The 17,846-nt window shown below is 72.4% G+C and carries 15 protein-coding genes; 1 reads left to right on the top strand and 14 read right to left on the bottom strand.

The window, feature by feature from the left end; all coding sequences use genetic code 11:
* Positions 1–23: 23 nt before the first annotated feature.
* The 13 genes from DEFCA_RS0112870 to DEFCA_RS0112930 all read right to left on the bottom strand — a co-directional run bounded on the left by DEFCA_RS0112870 (position 24) and on the right by DEFCA_RS0112930 (position 15,258).
* Positions 24–1,508, bottom strand: coding sequence for an aldehyde dehydrogenase family protein (locus tag DEFCA_RS0112870; protein ID WP_025323432.1), 1,485 nt, complete (start codon positions 1,506–1,508; stop codon positions 24–26).
* A gap of 4 nt (positions 1,509–1,512) precedes the next feature.
* The gene (locus DEFCA_RS0112875) at positions 1,513–2,091 is read right to left on the bottom strand and encodes an amino acid synthesis family protein (protein WP_025323433.1); all 579 of its coding nucleotides are present in this window, start codon (positions 2,089–2,091) and stop codon (positions 1,513–1,515) included.
* 516 nt (positions 2,092–2,607) lie between these two features.
* Positions 2,608–3,501: a hypothetical protein gene (locus DEFCA_RS0112880; RefSeq protein ID WP_025323434.1), complete on the bottom strand. Its 894-nt coding sequence runs from the start codon at positions 3,499–3,501 to the stop codon at positions 2,608–2,610.
* On the bottom strand, positions 3,494–5,047 hold the full coding sequence (locus tag DEFCA_RS0112885; protein WP_245693478.1) for an indolepyruvate ferredoxin oxidoreductase subunit alpha: 1,554 nt from the start codon (positions 5,045–5,047) through the stop codon (positions 3,494–3,496). Before DEFCA_RS0112885 ends, DEFCA_RS0112880 begins: the two co-directional genes overlap by 8 nt.
* Before the next feature lie 10 nt (positions 5,048–5,057).
* On the bottom strand, positions 5,058–6,224 hold the full coding sequence (locus tag DEFCA_RS0112890) for an amidohydrolase family protein (RefSeq protein ID WP_025323436.1): 1,167 nt from the start codon (positions 6,222–6,224) through the stop codon (positions 5,058–5,060).
* Positions 6,225–6,228: 4 nt separating this feature from the next.
* Positions 6,229–8,478 (bottom strand): xanthine dehydrogenase family protein molybdopterin-binding subunit, encoded by a 2,250-nt coding sequence (locus DEFCA_RS0112895; protein WP_025323437.1) that lies wholly within the window; start codon positions 8,476–8,478, stop codon positions 6,229–6,231.
* Positions 8,478–9,338: an FAD binding domain-containing protein gene (locus tag DEFCA_RS0112900; RefSeq protein WP_025323438.1), complete on the bottom strand. Its 861-nt coding sequence runs from the start codon at positions 9,336–9,338 to the stop codon at positions 8,478–8,480. The genes DEFCA_RS0112895 and DEFCA_RS0112900 overlap by 1 nt, the downstream gene beginning before the upstream one ends.
* Positions 9,335–9,865: a (2Fe-2S)-binding protein gene (locus DEFCA_RS0112905; RefSeq protein ID WP_025323439.1), complete on the bottom strand. Its 531-nt coding sequence runs from the start codon at positions 9,863–9,865 to the stop codon at positions 9,335–9,337. The genes DEFCA_RS0112900 and DEFCA_RS0112905 overlap by 4 nt, the downstream gene beginning before the upstream one ends.
* A gap of 18 nt (positions 9,866–9,883) precedes the next feature.
* Entirely contained in the window at positions 9,884–10,585 is a 702-nt protein-coding gene (locus DEFCA_RS0112910; protein WP_025323440.1) for an ABC transporter ATP-binding protein, read from the bottom strand.
* Positions 10,585–11,370, bottom strand: a complete 786-nt coding sequence (locus tag DEFCA_RS0112915) for an ABC transporter ATP-binding protein (RefSeq protein ID WP_025323441.1) — start codon at positions 11,368–11,370, stop codon at positions 10,585–10,587. Before DEFCA_RS0112915 ends, DEFCA_RS0112910 begins: the two co-directional genes overlap by 1 nt.
* Positions 11,339–13,225, bottom strand: a complete 1,887-nt coding sequence (locus DEFCA_RS0112920) for an ABC transporter permease (RefSeq protein ID WP_025323442.1) — start codon at positions 13,223–13,225, stop codon at positions 11,339–11,341. The genes DEFCA_RS0112915 and DEFCA_RS0112920 overlap by 32 nt, the downstream gene beginning before the upstream one ends.
* A gap of 174 nt (positions 13,226–13,399) precedes the next feature.
* Positions 13,400–14,602, bottom strand: coding sequence for an ABC transporter substrate-binding protein (locus tag DEFCA_RS0112925; RefSeq protein ID WP_025323443.1), 1,203 nt, complete (start codon positions 14,600–14,602; stop codon positions 13,400–13,402).
* 107 nt (positions 14,603–14,709) lie between these two features.
* Positions 14,710–15,258: a helix-turn-helix domain-containing protein gene (locus DEFCA_RS0112930; protein WP_025323444.1), complete on the bottom strand. Its 549-nt coding sequence runs from the start codon at positions 15,256–15,258 to the stop codon at positions 14,710–14,712.
* A gap of 727 nt (positions 15,259–15,985) precedes the next feature.
* Between DEFCA_RS0112930 and ispH the strand changes: the two genes are divergently transcribed.
* Entirely contained in the window at positions 15,986–16,828 is an 843-nt protein-coding gene (gene ispH / locus DEFCA_RS0112935) for a 4-hydroxy-3-methylbut-2-enyl diphosphate reductase (protein ID WP_025323445.1), read from the top strand.
* An 81-nt stretch (positions 16,829–16,909) separates the two neighbouring features.
* Here ispH and DEFCA_RS0112940 read toward each other — a convergent pair whose 3' ends face one another.
* Positions 16,910–17,749 carry a universal stress protein gene (locus DEFCA_RS0112940; RefSeq protein WP_025323446.1) on the bottom strand — a complete coding sequence of 280 codons (840 nt, stop codon included), beginning with the start codon at positions 17,747–17,749 and terminating at the stop codon, positions 16,910–16,912.
* Between the last annotated feature and the right edge of the window lie 97 nt (positions 17,750–17,846).

The raw sequence follows: 17,846 nt of genomic DNA on the forward strand, positions 1-17,846 counted from the left end.
GGAACGCCCGCGCGAGGGAGTTCTCACGTCCACCGGGCGGTGACGGTCTTCTCGTCCAGGAACAGCCGCATGGAGGCCATGCGGGACTTGGCCATTCCCAGGAACGACTCCTTCTTGGAGCCCAGGGGAAAGAATGCGTAGGGCTGGGGGATGGCCACGTTGATCCCGATGTTGCCCACCTGGGCCTCCCGGGTGAAGCGCCGGGCGGTGCGGCCGCTCTCGGTGAACAGGCACGCCGAGTGGCCGTAGTTGGTCCTGGTGTTGATCCACTCCAGGGCCTCGTCCAGGTCCCGGGCCCGCATCAGCACGGCCACCGGGCCGAAGGCCTCCTCCCTTGCCGTGGCCATGTCGGGGTGGCCGTTCTCCAGGATCGTGGGCCCCAGGAAGTAACCGCCCTCGTACCCGGGCACGGCGGGGCTCCGGCCGTCGAGCACCATGGCGGCCCCCTCGCCCAGGGCCCTCTCGATCCATTGGAGCACCTTCTCCCTGCCCTGGGGGGTGCACATGGGGCCGAGGTCCGTGGAAGTGTCGAGACCGTACCCCAGCCTTAGCGACGAGGCCGCCGCCACGAACTTCTCCTTGAGCTCGTCGTACCGGTCCCCGATCACCACCACGTTGTCCGAGCCGAGGCACCGCTGCCCCCCCATGCCGAAGCACGAGCGCAGGAGCCACTGGGCCACCTGGTCGTAGTCGGCGTCGGGCATCACCACCACGTGGTTCTTGCCGTTCCCGTTCAGGGACGAGCGCTTGCCGAGCTGCCCGCACAGCCGGAACAGGTCCCACCCGGCCGCGGTGGACCCGATGAACCCCACCCCCTGGATCTCGGGCTGCTCCAGGATGTGGGTGTTGATGTGCCGGCCGCCGTGGATGAGGTTGATCACCCCGGGGGGGAACCCCACCTCGGCGGCCGCCCGGGTGATGGCGTCGGCCGCCACGGGGTCCTGGCGGCTCGGGCTGACCACCACCGTGCACCCGGCGGCCAGGGCGTAGGGCACGAACGACGACCACGCGTGCATGGGGATGTTCCCGGGGGTCACGATCAGGAACGGGCCCAGGGGCTCCCACACCAGCCACTGGTCGATCCCGGTGGCGAGCTGGTCCAGGTGCTCGTTCATCTTGACCAGCCCGTAGGCGGCCGAGCACGCGGACTCCACGTTCTCGATCACCCGGCGCACCGACCCCTCGGCCTCGCCGATGGTGCGGCCGTGGTCCTGGACCAGGATCCGGGTGAGCTCGCCGAAGCGCTCCTCCAGCTTGGCCCGCAGGTCGAACAGGAGCCGGGCCCGGTCCCGGAGGCACACGTCCTTCCAGTCCTCGAAGGCCCGGGCCGCGGCCTCCACGGCCGCCCGGGCCTCCTCCGGGGTGGCCTCGGGGAACTCCGCGATCACCTCCCCCGTGGCGGGGTTCGTGGTCTGCTGGATCTTCGGGGAGCGGGACTCCACCCACTCCCCCCCGATCAGGAGTCTGAGCCTTCCGTAGTGCTTCTTCACCTCGGGCAGCAGCGTCATCAGGTCACCTCAGTCCGTCTTCCTTTTTGGCCTCGTCCTTGGTGAGCCCGCCCACCCGGGGCAGCGGGCGGCCCGAGTCGGTCACCACCAGGGCCACCACGATCTCGTCCGGCCGGGGCGCGTCGTACACCCGAACGGGCATGGCGTCGAAGTGGCTCCGGACGAAGGCCGCGTCCTTGTAGTGGAGGGGCACGTCCAGCTCGGTGCCCGGGAAGCCCATCTTCTTGGCCGACGGGATGATGGCCTTGCCCCCGCCCACGGTCTCGCGGAAGGGCTTGCCGAGCTTGGGGTGCAGGATGGCGGCGGCGTGCTCCAGCTCGCCCTCGAACCCCACGATGGCCCCCTTGCCGTAGCTCTCCGCCCGCTCCGGCGCGATGCCCAGGGCGGCCACGGCCCTCTCCCCGAGCAGGGTTCCCAGCTCGGCCCCGGTGTCCACGAGCTCGGTCAGGTCCTCCACGTAGCGCCCTGCGAACGGGTTCCGGATCACGGCAAGGGCCGCGGCCCGCCGCGCCGGCGGCGTCACCTCCCGGCCGGCCTCCCGGCGGATCTCCTCCACGATGGTCACGATCTTCCGGATCTCCATGGCGACCTCCCTTTTCAGTAACTTCCGCTGGGACGCTAGGAGGCTGGGAGGATTGAAAACCTCTCTGCTTTCCAAGCGTTCCAAGCATGGCCACGCCTCTTTGGCGTCACCTCACGGTCTCGGGGGGCATGGGGCCTGCTGGAGCGCCGGGCGCGGCTCCTTGGCTCGCCGCGCCCCCCGAACGTTTACAGTCTTTCGAACTCCCCGGCCATCCGCTGTCTCCGCCCGAACAAGCTGCTCCTGCAACGGCATGCGAAGGCGCGGCGATCGGATGCTGCACTCGCGCCCGGCCGGAAGCAGGCCCCATGCCCTGCCGCCGGCAGTGGCCCCGGACCAACGAGAGTTACTCTTCCTTGTTGCCCGGCCCCGCAAGGGCCTGGGATGCTTCCCAGCAACCTGGGGCCTTCGGCCTGCTGGGAGGCTAGAAGGCAAGAAACATCTTTCATCTTCCAGCGGTTCGAGCAAGAAACAAGACCCCGGCCTCCCAACGTCCTAATGCCCTAACGTCCCAACGTCCTAACGTCCCAACCTCCCAACGTCCCAACGCCCGAACCCCTCAACCCCCTCCTCCCCCGGCCATCCCACGAACCGCCGCTCCCCCCGCAGCGACAGGATCGCCCCCCGGATGTGGCCGGCCTCCAGCATCTGCCGGGCCTCGGCCTCGCCCCGGTCCAGGGCCGCGGCCACCTCGTGGGGCTCCAGCCGGCCCACCCCCACGGTGACCTCGAGCCCCTTGAGGTCCGTGGCCGGGTCCACCTCCTCGGCCGAGGCCTTGCGCACGGCCGGTGAGTCCACGTTCACCTGGTTGGCCACCAGGGTGGCGCAGGCATCCGCCACGGACGCCGAGGAGGCGGCCACCACCACCGCGTCGGCCACCCCCAGGGTGAGGCTCCGGCCCCCCAGGCCGCTGGTGGCCACCCCGCCCACGCCGTCGCCCGACCCCACCTCGAACCGGGCCGCGGGCGCCGGGGCCGAGACCCGCTCGACCACCCCCACGGAGGCCCGCTCCCCCGGGGCCAGCCGCAGGGCCACGTCGCCGCCGTTGCTCACCACGGCCCAGGTCGCCCCCCGCCGCACCAGGAAGTCGGCCACGAAGTCCGCCACCGTGCCCGCCACGGCCACCAGGGGGGTCACGAACCGGTCCGGGAACCGGGCGGCAGCCTCCCACATGGCCCGGACCACCGGCGGAAGCGCCACGGGGTTGCGGATCCGCCGGGCGTCCACGCCGAGCAGCGCCCGGTGGGCCGCCAGCTCGTCCAGGATCTGGAGGGCGTACCTCCCGGCGAGCACCAGCTCCCCGGCCCGGGGCCGGCCCGCCCACCGGGCGGCGATCACCAGGCTCATGGGCCCCTTCTCCACCCGGAGCCGGCCGTCGTCCAGGTGCTCCAGGGCGGAGGGGTTCCTAGCCATCCCTCTGCGGCGCCCGCCTCAGCACCGCGTCCAGGGGCTCCATGGCCCCGGTGTGGCCCCCGATGGCCTCGAAGTCCGAGAGCCGCATGGTGTACTCCACCGGCACAACCAGGGCCGGGGTGGGCACCCAGGTGAAGGCGCCCGAGAGCACCCGGCCGGCGTCCACCATGAAGTTGATCCCGCCCCCGGGCAGCAGGAACGTGGGCGCCCCGCCCACGGTGAGCCGGGCCCGGCCCTCGTGCACCGCCCGGGTGAGGCGGATCGGGTGGCGGGTCACACCGGCCCGGGCGCTCCCCCCGGTGCCCCCGCAGTAGATCACCGACACCCGGCTCGGCTCGCAGGTCTCGGAGATGGCCCGGACGGCCCGCTCGGCCGCCGGGGTCGGCCGGATCACCTCGAGCCCGTGCTCGGGCGTGACCCGGAACAGCACCGCGTTCTGCCCGGTGGTCTCGGTCACCAGGATCGTGGACCCGGGCGCCACGTCCCTGAGGCCGTCCGGGGCGAACACGTCCCGGGGGTCCGTCACCGAGGTTCCGCCCCAGCCCTGCCCGTGGTCCCCGAAGTACCGGCCCGGGGTGCTGCGCCGGAACCGGATCCGCACCCCGGAGGGGCTCAGGCCCAGGTGGCGCCCGGCCGGGTGCTCGGTCAGCACGCCGGTGAGGTGGCTGTCGAGCACGATCACCTCGTCGGCCGCCTCCCGCAGGATGGGCGCGAACAGCCCCAGGGTGGCGCTGCCGCACCCCACCCGCATCTTGCCCACGGGCACGCCGTCGATCACCGGAGCCTCCCCGAGCCGCACCTCCAGGCGCCGCCCCCCCTCCACCCGGAGCTTCACACGCCCCCGGTTCACCAGGGCGATCATCACCCGGGCCGCCCGGAACCCGTGGGGCCCCGTGAGCACGTTCACCCCGCCGATGGCGAGCATCTTGGAGCCGTACTCCTCGGTGGTCACGTGGCCCACGGGCTCCCCGCCGGCCAGCACCCGGGCCCCCTCCCGCCCCAGGGTGAGGTCGGTGTCCACCTTGACCCGGACGCTGCTGTAGCTCAGGGGGGCCTCGGTCACCACGGTGACCACGTCCACCCCTCCCACGGTGCCGCGCACGATCACCGGGGCCGGCCTGCAGTCGGGGTAGGTGGTCCCCGCCCCGATGCCCGTGACCAGGGGCTCCCGGATGACGGGCTCCCACTCGGGGCCCACCAGGTCCCGGACGTCCTCGAAGGTGTGGAGCCGCAGGGTACGCACCAGGGTTCCGCCGCGGGCCTCGTACCGCCGGCACGCGCCGGTGCGGCCCTCGGGGATCCGGCACCCCACCGGGCACGAGCCGCACGGCACCCGGCCGTCCCGGGGCTCGGGCTCCGCCAGGACCGCGTCCTCGGGGCAGACCTTGGCGCACACCCCGCAGTCCACGCACCCGTCGGAGATCACGGCCACCCGGTCCCGGATGGCCACGACCTCCAGGGGGCAGTGGGTCACGCACCTGCCGCACGCGGTGCAGCGTTCCGGGTCGATTCGCACGGCGCTTCCCTTTTTTTGGTCGCGGGTCACCCGTGACTCGTCACAGATCCCGAACCACCGCCGCCCGCTTCGGGGGCGGGGTGTTGCGGCTCTTGGCCACCACCACCTCCCCGTCCACCAGGATCACGCTCACCCCCGGGGTGTCCCCGGCCCGGTAGGCCGAGAGCAGGTCGTCCCCCACCGAGCCCATGGGCGCGTCGCAGAACACGAGGTCCGCCGGGGCCCCCGCGGCGATCCGGCCCTGGGGCAGGCCGTGGCACCGGGCCGTGTTGCCGGTGGCCCACGCGATGGCCACGGCCGGGTCCACCTCCGCCAGGCTCGACAGGTGGGCGATGACCCGCTGGACCCCCAGGGGGATCACCCCGGTCCCCGACGGCGCGTCGTTGCCGATGATCACCCGGTGGAGGGCCCCGGCGTCCACCGCCTCCCGGGCCGCGTGCACGGCCATGCGGGGGTTGCCGCAGTGCACGATCTCCACGTAGATGTCGCTCTCCCGGATCACGGCCGAGATCTCCTCCGGGCTCACGGCCGTGGGCCCGCCGTTGGTGTGGCACGCCACGTCGGCGCCGGCCGCCAGCACCTGCTCGGCCGTGACCGTGGACGAGCCCGGGATCGAGGTCCCCCCCATGTGCATGAGCACCACCATGCCGTGCCCCTTGGCCCACTCCACCATGGGCCGGGCGTCCTCGGGCCGCTTCACCGCGCCCAGGCCGATCTCCCCCACCGTGCGCACCCCCTGGGCCGCCATCTCGGCGAAGTCCGCCTCGGTGAGCCCGGGCTCCAGGATCACCGCGCCCCCCTTCACCTTCATGCCCCCGGGCCGGAACGCCGCAAAGGACCGGGCGGCCAGGATCGCCAGGGCCTTGACCCCGGCCGGGTCCCTGGGCCGGCCGGGCAGGTGCACCTCGCCGGCGCTGACGGCCGTGGTCACCCCGCCGTGGAGCTCGCTCTCCAGGAACCCCACCTGCTTCTGCCGGGGGGTGAAGTCCCCCAGCACCGGGTGGACGTGGGAGTCGATCAACCCCGGGGTGAGCGCGCACCCGTTGGCGTCGATCACCCGGTCCACGTCGCTCTCGGCCACGTCGGCGTCGGGCCCGACGGCCGCGATGACGCCGTCGGCGATGAGCAGGGTGTCGGCCCCGATGAGGGGGCTCGACACGTCCCCGGAGACCACCGTTCCCAGGTTGATCACCTTGGTTCTCGCCATCGGATCACTCCTTCCCGCGGCCCAGGGCCTCGAGCACCTCCTCGAGGCCGGCGGGCAGCCGCCTGATGCGGGCTCCGCAAGCCCTGGCCAGGGCGTTCAGCACGGCCGGGGCGGTGGGGATCAGGGCGGGCTCCCCCACCCCCTTGGCGCCGAAGGGGCCCGTGGGCTCCGGAGCCTCCACGATCATGGGGTGCACCCGGGGCATGTCCGCGGCCGTGGGGATCAGGTAGGTGTCCAGGTTGCGGTCCCGCCCCGGGTCGAACGCCTCCATCAGGGCCATGCCCACCCCCATGGCCACGCCCCCGGTGATCTGGCCGCGGACCCCCGGGGGGTGCACCCCCCGGCCCACGTCGTGGGCCGCCGCGATCCGTTCCACCCGGACCCGGCCGGTGACCGGGTCCACCCGGACCCGGGCCACCTGGGCGGCGAACGCGTACGTGGCGTAGGGCACGCCCTGGCCGGTCTCCCGGTCCAGGGGCGTGGCCTCGGGGTCGAACCGGCCCTCCTCCCGGGGCATGCCCCCGGCCCTGGCGAACGACGAGGCCACCTCGGCCAGGGGAACCTCCCGGGAGGGGAGCGAGCGGCTCCGCACCCGGTCCCCCTCGATCACCAGGTCCTCCGCCGGGATCTCCAGCAGATCCTCGGCCCGGCGCAGGATCCGCTCCCCCAGGGCCTGGCCCGCCTCGAGCACCGCACCGCCCGAGATGTAGGTCTGGCGGCTCGCCGACGTGGCCCCGGCGTCGGCCGTGAGCGCGGTGTCGGCCCGGACCAGCCGCACCCGGTCGGGGTCCACCCCCAGGGCGTCGGCGCACACGGCCGTGAGCACCCGGTCGGAGCCCTGGCCGATCTCGGCCGCGCCCGTGAACAGGGTGAAGCCGCCGTCCTCGTCGAAGCGCACGTGGGCGGTGGAGGGGTTGGACATGCCCGTGTTGCCGATGCCGTAGTACATGGCCCCCACCCCCACGCCCACGGGGCCGTCGCCTCGCGGGCCCGGGGCACCGTCCCACCGGGCGCGCACGCGCCCTACCCGCTCCAGGCACTCCCGCAGGCCCACGCTCGGGCCCAGGCGCTGGCCCGTGATGGTGTGCTCGCCGGGGCCCAGGGCGTTCCGGCGCCGCACCTCCAGGGGGTCGAGCCCCAGGGCATCGGCCACCCGGTCCATCTGGCTCTCGTACCCGAAGGCCACCTGGGGGGCTCCGAACCCCCGCATGGCCCCGGAGAAGGGGTGGTTGGTGTACACCGCCCGGGACCGCACCCGCACGTTGGGAACCCGGTAGGGCCCGGCCGCGTGCACGGCCGCTCGGATCGCCACGGCCAGGCCGTAGGACGCGTAGGCGCCGGTGTCGGCCAGGAGGTCGGCCTCCACGGCCAGGAGCCTGCCCTCCCGGTCGGCGGCGGTTCGGTAGCGCATCCGGAAGGGGTGGCGCTTGGACGAGGCCGCGAACGACTCCTCCCGGGAGTAGACCAGCCGGCAGGGCCGGCCCGTGTGCCACGTGGCCAGGGCCACGAAGGGCTGCACCGAGAGGTCCAGCTTGCCCCCGAACCCGCCCCCGGTGGGGGCCTGGATCACCCGGACCCGCTCCTCGGGGAGCCCCAGGAGCCGGCACAGGTCCCGCCGGTCGTAGTGGGGATTCTGGGTGCAGCACACCACCACCAGGACCCCGTCCTCCAGGTAGGCCACCCCGGCCTCGGGCTCGATGTAGGCGTGCTCGATCCGGGAGGTCTCGTAGGTGCCCTCCACTACCACGGCCGCCTCGGACAGCGCCCTGTCCACGTCGCCCCCCACGACCCGCTGCTCGAAGCACAGGTTGCCCCGCTCGTGGATCCGCACGGCCGCCGCCTCCAGGGCCTCGGCCGGGTCCAGCACCGCCGGCAGGGGCTCGTACGCCACCCGCACCCTCCGGGCCCCCTCCGCCGCCGCCTCCGGGGTCTCGGCCGCCACCAGGGCCACCGGGTCCCCCACCATCCGGACCCTGTCCTCGGCAAGGAGGTGCTGGTCGGCCGTGGGCCGGATGATCCCGTAGCGGTTCTCCCCGGGCACGTCGGCCGCCGTGAACACCCGCACCACCCCGGGCACGGCCGCGGCCTCCCCCACATCGATGCCGGTGACCCGCGCATGGGCCTCGGTGGAGCGCACCACGGCCAGGTGGAGCATCCCGGGGACCTTGAGGTCGGCCGCGAACCGCACCCGGCCCAGGACCTTGTCCAGGAGGTCCCTCCGGGGGCTGCGGGAGCCCACGGCCCCGCGCGGCATCACGACCCGCCTCCCCGGGCCCGGGCCGCGGCCTCCAGGGCCGTGCGGGCCACCAGGCCGCGCACCACCGGGAGCTTGTAGGCCATGGAGGGCCTGCCGCCCGAGACCGCCCTCACCGCCTCCTCGGCCGCCCGGCCCGCCTCCTCGGCCGAAGCCGGGTCGAAGCCCCGGGCCAGGGCGGTCTCGGCACCGGGGATCCTCCGGGGGCTCGGGAACACCCCGCCCAGGGAGATCCGGGCCCACCCACGGGCCGGGTCCGCCGCCACGGCCACGGAAAGGCGCGCGATGGAAACGGCCCATCGCCGGCCCACCTTCTCGAAGGCGGCCCCGTGGGGCCCGGGGAGCGGCACGATCAGGGCCGTGAGGATCTCCGCCCCCCCAAGGGCCGTGCGGCCCGGGCCGGTCACCAGGTCCCCCAGGGGAACCCGCCGGACCCCGCCGGGGCCCGCGATCTCGGCCGCCGCGCCCAGGGCCGCGAGGGCCGGGGGCGTGTCGGCGGCCACCGAAGCGTTCACCACGTTTCCCCCAAGGGTGCCGAGGTTGCGGATCTGGGCCGAGCCCACCACCCGGGCCGCCAGCGCCAGGAGCGGGACCCGGCTCCCCACCACGGGGTCGGCGGCGAGCCGGGCGTGGGTCACGCACGCGCCCACCCGCACCGCACCGCCCTCCTCGGCCAGGGCCCGGAGCTCGGGGATCCCGGTCAGGTCCACCAGGGCCTCCGGGGCGGCCTCCCCCCGCCGGAGGGCGACGACCAGGTCGGTCCCCCCGGCCACGGGCCGGGCCGCGGGGCCCAGGTCCGCCAGCAGGCCCACGGCCTCGGCAACCGAGGTGGGGCGCAGGTACCGGCGCGGCCGGGTCATCGCCCCGCCATCTCCCGGGCGGCCGCGCGCACCGCCTCCACGATCTGGACGTAGCCCGTGCACCGGCACAGGTTCCCGGCCAGGGCCTCGCGGATCTCCTCCCGGGTGGGGTCGGGGTTGCGCCGCAGGAGGGCGGCGGCCGACAGAAGCATGCCCGGGGTGCAGTACCCGCACTGGACCGCGTGCTTGCGGATGAACCACTGTTGCAGGGGGTGGAGGGCCTCCGGCCCCCCCAGACCCTCCACGGTGGTCACCTCCCGGCCGTCCACCTTGCCGGCCAGCACCAGGCACGCGTTCACGGCCTCGCCGTCCAGGAGCACGGTGCACGCGCCGCACTCCCCCACCCCGCACCCCTCCTTGGCCCCCACGAGGTCGAACACCTCCCGCAGGACCCACAGGAGCGTGCGGTGGGGCTCGACCCGGGCCTCCACGGGCCTCCCGTTGAGGACGAACCGGATCGTGAGCCCCTCGGCCGGGGGCTCCCCGGACGGGCTGGAATCCCGGGATGCTGGAACGCTGGAAGGCACGGTCCCCTCTCCCCCGGCTCACACGCTCAGGTACTGCTCGAGCACCCGGGGCCGGGCCAGGAGCTCGTGCATGGGGCCCTCGTACCGGATGACCCCCTTCTCGATGATGTAGGCGCGGTCGCTCACGGCCGAGCAGAAGGGCAGGTTCTGCTCGGAGAGGAGCACCGTCAGGCCCTCGCGCTTGAGCTCGGAGATCGCCCGGGCCATCTGCTCCACGATCACCGGCGCGAGCCCCTCGGAGGGCTCGTCCAGGAGGATCACGGCCGGGTTCCCCATCAGGGTGCGGGCGATGGTGAGCATCTGCTGCTCGCCCCCGCTCATCTGGCCCCCCAGGCGGTCGCGCATCTCCGCCAGGGCGGGGAACAGCTCGAACACCCGGTCCTCGGTCCACACCGGGCACCCCTCCCGCGGGGGCTGGCGGCCCACCTCCAGGTTCTCCCTCACGGTGAGCTCGGTGAAGATCCGGCGGTCCTCGGGAACGTACCCCACGCCGGCCCGGGCGATCCGGTAGGGGGGGCGGCCCGTGATCTCCTCGTCCCCCAGGCGCACGGCCCCCGAGGTGGGGGTCACGAGCCCCATGACCGTCTTCAGGGTCGTGGTCTTGCCGGCGCCGTTACGGCCCAGGAGGGCCACCACCTCGCCCCGGTGCACCTCCATGGACACCCCGGACAGGATGTGGGCCAGGCCGTAGTGGGTGTGGACGTCCTGGAGGGCGAGCATCAGGTTCCCCCGGGGTGGCAGACCCGGCCCGGGTCCCGGAGCCCATCCCCGGCGCCCAGGTAGATCTCCTTCACGTGGGCGTTTTCCCGGATGGCCTCGGGGGGGCCCTCGGCCACCAGCCGGCCCCGGTTGAGCACCAGGATCCGGTCGGCGTTGCAGAACACCACGTCCATGTCGTGCTCGGTGAACAGCACCGCGATGTTGCGGTCCTTCACGATCTCGGCCGTGAGCCCCATCAGGGCCACCCGCTCCCCCGGGGCCATGCCTGCCGTGGGCTCGTCCATCAGGAGCAGGGCCGGCCGGTTGGCCAGGGCCACGGCCAGCTCCACCCGCTTCAGGTCCCCGTACGCCAGCACCCCGCAGGGCCGCTCCGCCTGGTCGGCCATGCCCACCAGGTCCAGGAGCTCCATGGCCTCGTCCCGGTGGAGCCGCACGGCCCGGCCCGTGAACCGGTACACCTTCCGGTGGTGGGAGATCAGGGGCATTTGCACGTTCTCCACCACGGTCATGCTCGGGAAGGTGGCGGTGATCTGGAAGGTGCGGCCCACCCCCTTGCGCCACACCTGGCGGGGGCTCAGGCCGGTGATGTCCTCGTCCTCCAGGAACACCCGGCCCCGGTCGGGGCGGAGCTGGCCGTTGAGCATGTTGAAGCAGGTGGTCTTGCCGGCCCCGTTGGGGCCGATCAGGGCCACGAGCTCCCCCCGGGAAACCCGGAAGTCCACCCCGTCGACGGCCACCACGCCGCCGAACGCCTTACGCAGCCCTTCCACCCGCAGGAGCGCCATCGACTCCCCTCCACTCCTCCCCGGAGCGGCCGAACCGGCCCACCAGGTACCCCAGGATCCCCTGGGGGAACAGGATCACCAGGCCCACCAGCACGCAGCCCAGGATGAGCTGCCAGTGCTCGGTGTGCCGGTTCACGAACACCTCGAGCACCTTGTACACCCCGGCCCCGACGATGGGGCCCGACAGGGTCTGGACCCCGCCCAGGAGCACCATCACCAGGGAGTCCACCGACACGGGGATGCTCGAGTAGTCGGGGAACACGCTGCCCTTGAGGAACGCGAACAGCCCGCCGGCGGCGGCGGCGAAGAACCCCGCGATCACGAAGCCCACCCACCGGACCCGGCGCACGTGGATGCCGATGGCCTCGGACCGAAGCGCCGAGTCCCGCCCCGCCCGCAGGGAGTACCCGAAGGGGGCGAAGGCGAGGCGCCGGAGCAGGAACAGGGACACCGCCACCACGGCCAGGGTGAGGTAGTAATAGGCCAAGGGGCTGCTCACCCAGTCGGAAGGCCAGATGCCCAGGAGCCCGTTGTCGCCGCCCGTGATCCCGTACCACTGGAACAGCACGGCGTACACGATCTGGGCGAAGGCCAGGGTGAGCATGGCCGAGTACACCCCGCTCAGGCGCACGCAGAAGTACCCGAACAGCACCGCACCCGCGAGCCCCAGGCCCAGGGCGGCGGCGAGCCCGAGCCCGGTGCCCACCTGGGCGTAGGTCACGGCCAGGGCCGCCCCGTAGGCCCCCAGGCCGAAGTAGGCCGCGTGGCCGAAGGAGGCCATGCCCCCCACGGTCATCATGAACCCGAGGCTCGCGGCGAACAGGGCCGAGATGAGCACCTCGCACGCGATCCGGATGTAGTAGGTGGGCAGCAGGTGGGGCAGAACGGCGGCCGCGGCCAGCACGGCCAGGCAGAAGTACAGGAACCCCCGCCCCAGGAGCCTCAGGGGCGGCTCGTGCTCCCCGGCCGGCGCGCGCGGGGGGCCCTCGGGCCGGCCCAGGAGGCCCCAGGGGCGGAAGATGAGCACGGCCGCCATGATCAGGAACACGAGCACCAGGGTGATCTCGGGGAAGATCAGGATCCCGAAGGCGTTGAGCTCGCTGATCAGGACGGCGGCCAGGAAGGCGCCCAGGATGCTCCCCATGCCCCCGACCACCACCACCACGAACACCTCGGCGATGATGTGGAGGTCCATGGTGTGGTTCACGGCCTCCCGGGGGAGCTGCACCGCGCCCCCGAGGCCCGCCAGGAACGATCCCAGGACGAACACCGAGGTGAACAGCCACGCCTCGTTCACCCCAAGGGCGCCCACCATCTCCCGGTCCTCGGTGGCCGCCCGCACCAGGGTGCCCCACCGGGTGCGGTGGAACAGCATCCAGAGCCCGGCGAGCACCAGGGGCCCCAGGGCGATCATGAAGAGCTCGTAGGTGGGGAACGGCTCCCCCAGGATCATCACCGAGCCCCGCAGCCCTGGGGCCCTGGGCCCCAGCAGATCCTCGGGGCCCCAGATCATCAGCACCAGGTCGGCCACCACGAGCACCAGCCCGAAGGTGGCCAGGAGCTGGAACAACTCCGGGGCCCGGTAGATCCGGCGCAGGAGCAGGAGCTCCACGGCCGCGCCGATCAGGCCCACCGCGAGGGCGGCGCCCAGGACCGCGGCCCAGTACCCTGCGGCGCCGGCCGGCAGGGCCTGCACCAGGGTGTAGGCGATGTAGGCCCCGAGCATGTAGAAGGAGCCGTGGGCGAAGTTCACGATGCGGGTGACCCCGAAGATGATCGACAGGCCCGAGGCCACCAGGAACAGGGACGAGGCCGAGGCCAGCCCGTTCAGGGCCTGTACCAGGTAGAACTCCATGGGTTCCTTCCATGTAACTTCCGCTGGGACGCTAGGACGCTTTAAAACCCCCGGGATTCCCATGCGCTCCAGGCATCACTCTTCCATGGGACCTCATTGCCTGGGCCCCTGCGACCCGGGCTGCGGAGCCGGTGAGGGGCCACGGGCGGGCCGCCCGGGGACCGCGGGCTGGCCCTACTCCTTGGGCCGGACCTTGGCGACCCACTCGGGCCCCGGGAGCACCTCGGAGCCGTCCACGTACTTCCAGTCCACCAGGATCCCACGGCCCATCTTGGGGTCGTACTTGATCTTCCCGACCCACGCACCCAGGGTGGACTGGTGGTCGATCTTGCGGAACTTGATCCGCCCCACCGGGGAGTCGAACTCCAGCCCCTCCATGGCGTCCACCAGGGCCTCGGTGCCCGTGGTCCCGGCCTTGGCGATGGCGGCCGCGATGGCCTTGAAGGTCAGGTAGCCCACCAGGGATCCCACCCGGGGGTAGTCGTTGTAGCGCTTCTCGTAGTCGGCCACGAACTTCTTGTGGGCCGGGTCCTGGATGGCGTACCAGGGGTAGCCGGTCACGATCCACCCCTCGGGGGCCTCGTCCTTGAGGGGGTCCAGGTACTCGGGCTCACCCGTGAGCAGGCTCACCACCGAGCGGTTCCGGAACAGCCCCCGGGTGGTGCCCTCCCGGACGAACTTGGCCAGGTCGGACCCGAAGGTCACGTTGAAGATGGCGTCGGGCCTGGCCCGGGCCAGGGCCTGCACGGTGGAGCCCGCGTCCAGCTTGAACAGGGCCGGCCACTGCTCCTCCACCCACTCCACGTCGGGCCGGAGCTTCGACAGCACCTCCTTGAAGGCCCGCACCGCGCTCTGGCCGTACTCGTAGTTGGGCGCGATGGTGGCCCAGCGCTTGGCCGGGAGCTTGGCCGCCTCCCGGGCCAGCATCACGCACTGCTCGTAGGTGTTGGGCCGGAGCCGGAAGGTGTACCGGTGGCCCTTGCTCCAGGTGATGGCGTCGCTCAGGGGCTCGGCCGCCACGAACAGCACCTTGTTGCGCTTGGCGAAGCTCGAGACCGCGAGACCGATGTGGGAGAGGAACGTGCCCGCGAGCAGGGACACCTTTTCGTTCTGCACGAGCTCGGTGGCGTGGCGCTCCGCCACGTCGGGCTTGCCCCCGTCGTCCCGGGAGATCACCACCAGCTTTCTCCCCAGGACCCCTCCGGCCGCGTTGATCTCGTCCACGGCCATCTCCCAGCCCTTCTTGTACGGGTCCAGGAACTGGGGCACGCGGCTGTAGCTGTTGATCTCGCCGATCTTGATCGGCTCCCCGGCGAGCGCCAGGGTGCCCGGCACCATCACCAGCAGGGCGAGCAGGAACGGTAGCCGTCGTCTCATGGTTCCCTCCTTTTCCAGGCCAGGGGTTGGGTGGGGCCAACGGCGCTTGCGGGAACGGCCCCGCGGGGGCATCCCCGGGGCCGGTTCGGGCGCTGCCGCCATGGGGACTACCAGGTGGGCGGGGACACCACCCACACCACCTCCACGTCCTGGTCCCCCTGGTTCACCCACTGGTGGGGGATGCGGGACGAGTAGTAGAAGCTCTCGCCGGGGCCGACACGGTAGGTCTTCTCCCCCACGGTGATGGTGAGGGTGCCCTTGAGCACGATCCCGAACTCCTCGCCGGCGTGGCTGTAGGGCTCGTGGGAGCCCCCGCCCGGAGCGACCACCGTGTAGAAGGGCTGCATCATCTTGCCCCGGGTGGACCGGACGAGCTGCTGGATCCGGGCGTTCCAGTTGCCCAGGGAGACCTCCCGGCGGGAGTCGACCCGGGTCACCACCGGCTCCTCGCTGTCATCGTCGGTGAAAAAGTCGACGATGTTCACACCGAGGGCCGCCGCGATCCTCTTTAGGGTGGCGATGGACGGGGAGGCGTGGCCGTTCTCGATCTGGGAGAGGTGGGCTCCCGTGCACCCCACCTGATCGGCCAGCTGGCGCAGGGTGAGGCGCCGGGCCTCCCGCAGCCTCCGAAGTTTGGGGCCGATCTCGTCCGGCACGTGGACCTCCTTGTTGGCTCCCCTGCGGGCTGCGGCTTCCCTCTCCGCTCCCGGTCAAACTTCTGCGAAACATCTTTCTGTCGTCGCCGCTGAGGACCGGCAAAGCTCGGTGGCCCCCACGCCCAAGAACGGCCCCGATCCCCCTCCTGGCCGGTTCAGCGCTGACCGCGATCCCACGCACCTCAAGGGCAAGCGGGCCGACCGCGGGTCCCCCTCCCTGCATGGAAGGCGCCCCTGGATCAATTTGTAAAACCACACTTAACCCAAATAAAGCAGTTCTTACAAATCAGTCAAGGGAAAAATAACGGTGTTCCAAACAAAAGCGTCGCCATCGCCTCAAACCCCCTTCGTGGGAGCGAGTCGAAACCCACGTGTCCTAACCGTGGTTGTTTGTGAGCGCGACTGGCGAAGCGCTCGACCGCTGGCAACCGCAGGGCCAAGCGCGCTCCGACAGGGTGTGCGATCGGAGACTGCAGGTGTGAAGCCCCTCCGCACCGTGCTACACTTCCCAGCAACTTCGGTCGTCGGTCAGGGGCTTTCGGCCCGCTAGGCGGCCAGGCGGCCCTGGAGCCACGCCAAAACTCGGGGGCAACGCCACGGACCGACGAGAGTCACCCTTCCCCGTGCCCGGGCCTGACGATGCTCCCAAGCATCGTGGCAGGGCAGCAGAACTGGAAACCAAGCCGGCGGCCTCCGCCCGAGCCGGCAGGAGAGAAGCAGGGTCTTCATGGAGATCGTGGTCGCCCGGTCCGCCGGGTTTTGCATGGGGGTGCGACGGGCCATCGACATGGCCCGGGAGGTGGCACAGAACGAGGGCCGCACCGTGTTCACCCACGGCCCCCTGATCCACAACCCCCAGGAGTTGGAGCGGCTCCGGTCGGAGCGGATCGTGCCGTTGGCGCCGGGGGATCCGGTTCCCCGGGCTCCGGTGATCGTGCGGGCCCACGGCATTCCGCCGGGGGAGCGCCGCCAGATCGAGGCCGCGGCCGAGCGGGTGGTGGACGCCACCTGCCCGAAGGTGAGCCGGATCCAGCAGACGATCGCCGAGTACAGCGCCAAAGGGTATGCGGTGGTGATCTGCGGGGACGCGGACCACCCCGAGGTGGTGGGGCTCCTGGGCCACGCCCGGGGGCCGGCCTACGTGGTGGGGAGCCCCGCCGAGGTGGACGCCCTGCCCGATCTGGCCGAGGTGCTGCTGGTGGCCCAGACCACCCAGGACGAGGGGGTGTTCGAGGCGGTTCGGCGGCGGATCCTGGAGCGGTATCCCGGCGCGGAGGCCATGAGCACGATCTGCAGCTCCACCCACCGCCGCCAGACCGAGGCCCGGGAGCTGGCCCGGGACGTGGACGCGGTGGTCGTGATCGGGGGGCGCAACTCGGCCAATACCCGCCGCCTGTACCAGATCTGCAGGGAGCTCTGCCCCCGCACCTACCACGTGGAGACCCCCGACGAGCTGCCCCTCGAGGAACTCAAACGGGTGCACCGGGTGGGGGTGACGGCCGGCGCTTCCACCCCCGCGTGGATCATCGAGCGGGTGGTCGAGAGCCTACGGGCGGCCGGGGGGGAATAGGCCCTCAGACCAAGTTGCGTTCAAAGCTATTGGCCCCTTGCCCCGCCCCCGGATGCGCATCAGAAGGACGGCAACTTGGTATCAGGCGTCCCCGCTCAGCACGGCGCCGGGGGGCTGGGAGTGGGGGCCCACCAGCACCAGGTTGTAGGGCACGCTCCGGAGCACCTCGTGGGCCCGGCTCCCCAGCACTCGCTCCCGCACCGGGTTCCGGCCGAACGCTCCCAGGACCACCAGCGCGGTGCGGGGGATCTCCTGCAGCACCCGCCGGAACCCCCCCTCGACCACCCTCCACACCGGCCGGATCTCATCGAGGAGATCCGCCCGTTCCAGCCGCTCGCGGCCCTCTGCCTCGGCACCGCCCTCGGCCTCGGTCATCACCTGGAGCGGCACCCCGGCCAGGCCGGCCAGGGCCCGGGCCCACAGGAGCGCCTTGAGCCCGAACGAGGATCCCCCGTACAGGGCCACCACCCGGTCCCACGGGATCCAGCAGGTGGACGGCAACATCACCGGCACGTCGGCCGCCCGGACCAGGGCCTGGACCTTGGGGCCCAACACGGCGGGGAGCAAGGGCTTGGCGAACGGGCTGGTCAGGGCACGGGGGCACGAGATCAGGCTGAACCGGTCCTGGATATCGGGCAGGGTGGACCCCGTGCGGCCCGTGGCTCGCTGTTCCTCCCACTCCACGCCCACCTCCTGAGCCAGGCGGTCCGCCCGCTTCCGGGCCAGGTCGGGCTCGTACACGTAGGACTCGTCCAGGTCCATCTGGATCGCACCGGAGCCCGCATAGAGCACCAGGTGGCGGGACGTGGGGAAGTGGACCCGCAGGGGCACGCCGGTCTGGCGACAGAACCACGCCGCCCCCCGGAACGTCTCGAACCCGCGGGGGTTGTTGCGGAACAGGTGAAGCACCGGCAACGCCATGGCGCCCTCCTACGGCTCCGGCCCGTAACGTTCGCGCGCGGGGATCGCCGTGCGCCCTCGGAACGAAGCCGGGGCCCCAACGGGGCCCCGGTCGGAA

Origin of the sequence: Deferrisoma camini S3R1, assembly GCF_000526155.1 — a bacterium.
Taxonomy (GTDB): Bacteria; Desulfobacterota; Deferrisomatia; order Deferrisomatales; family Deferrisomataceae; genus Deferrisoma; species Deferrisoma camini.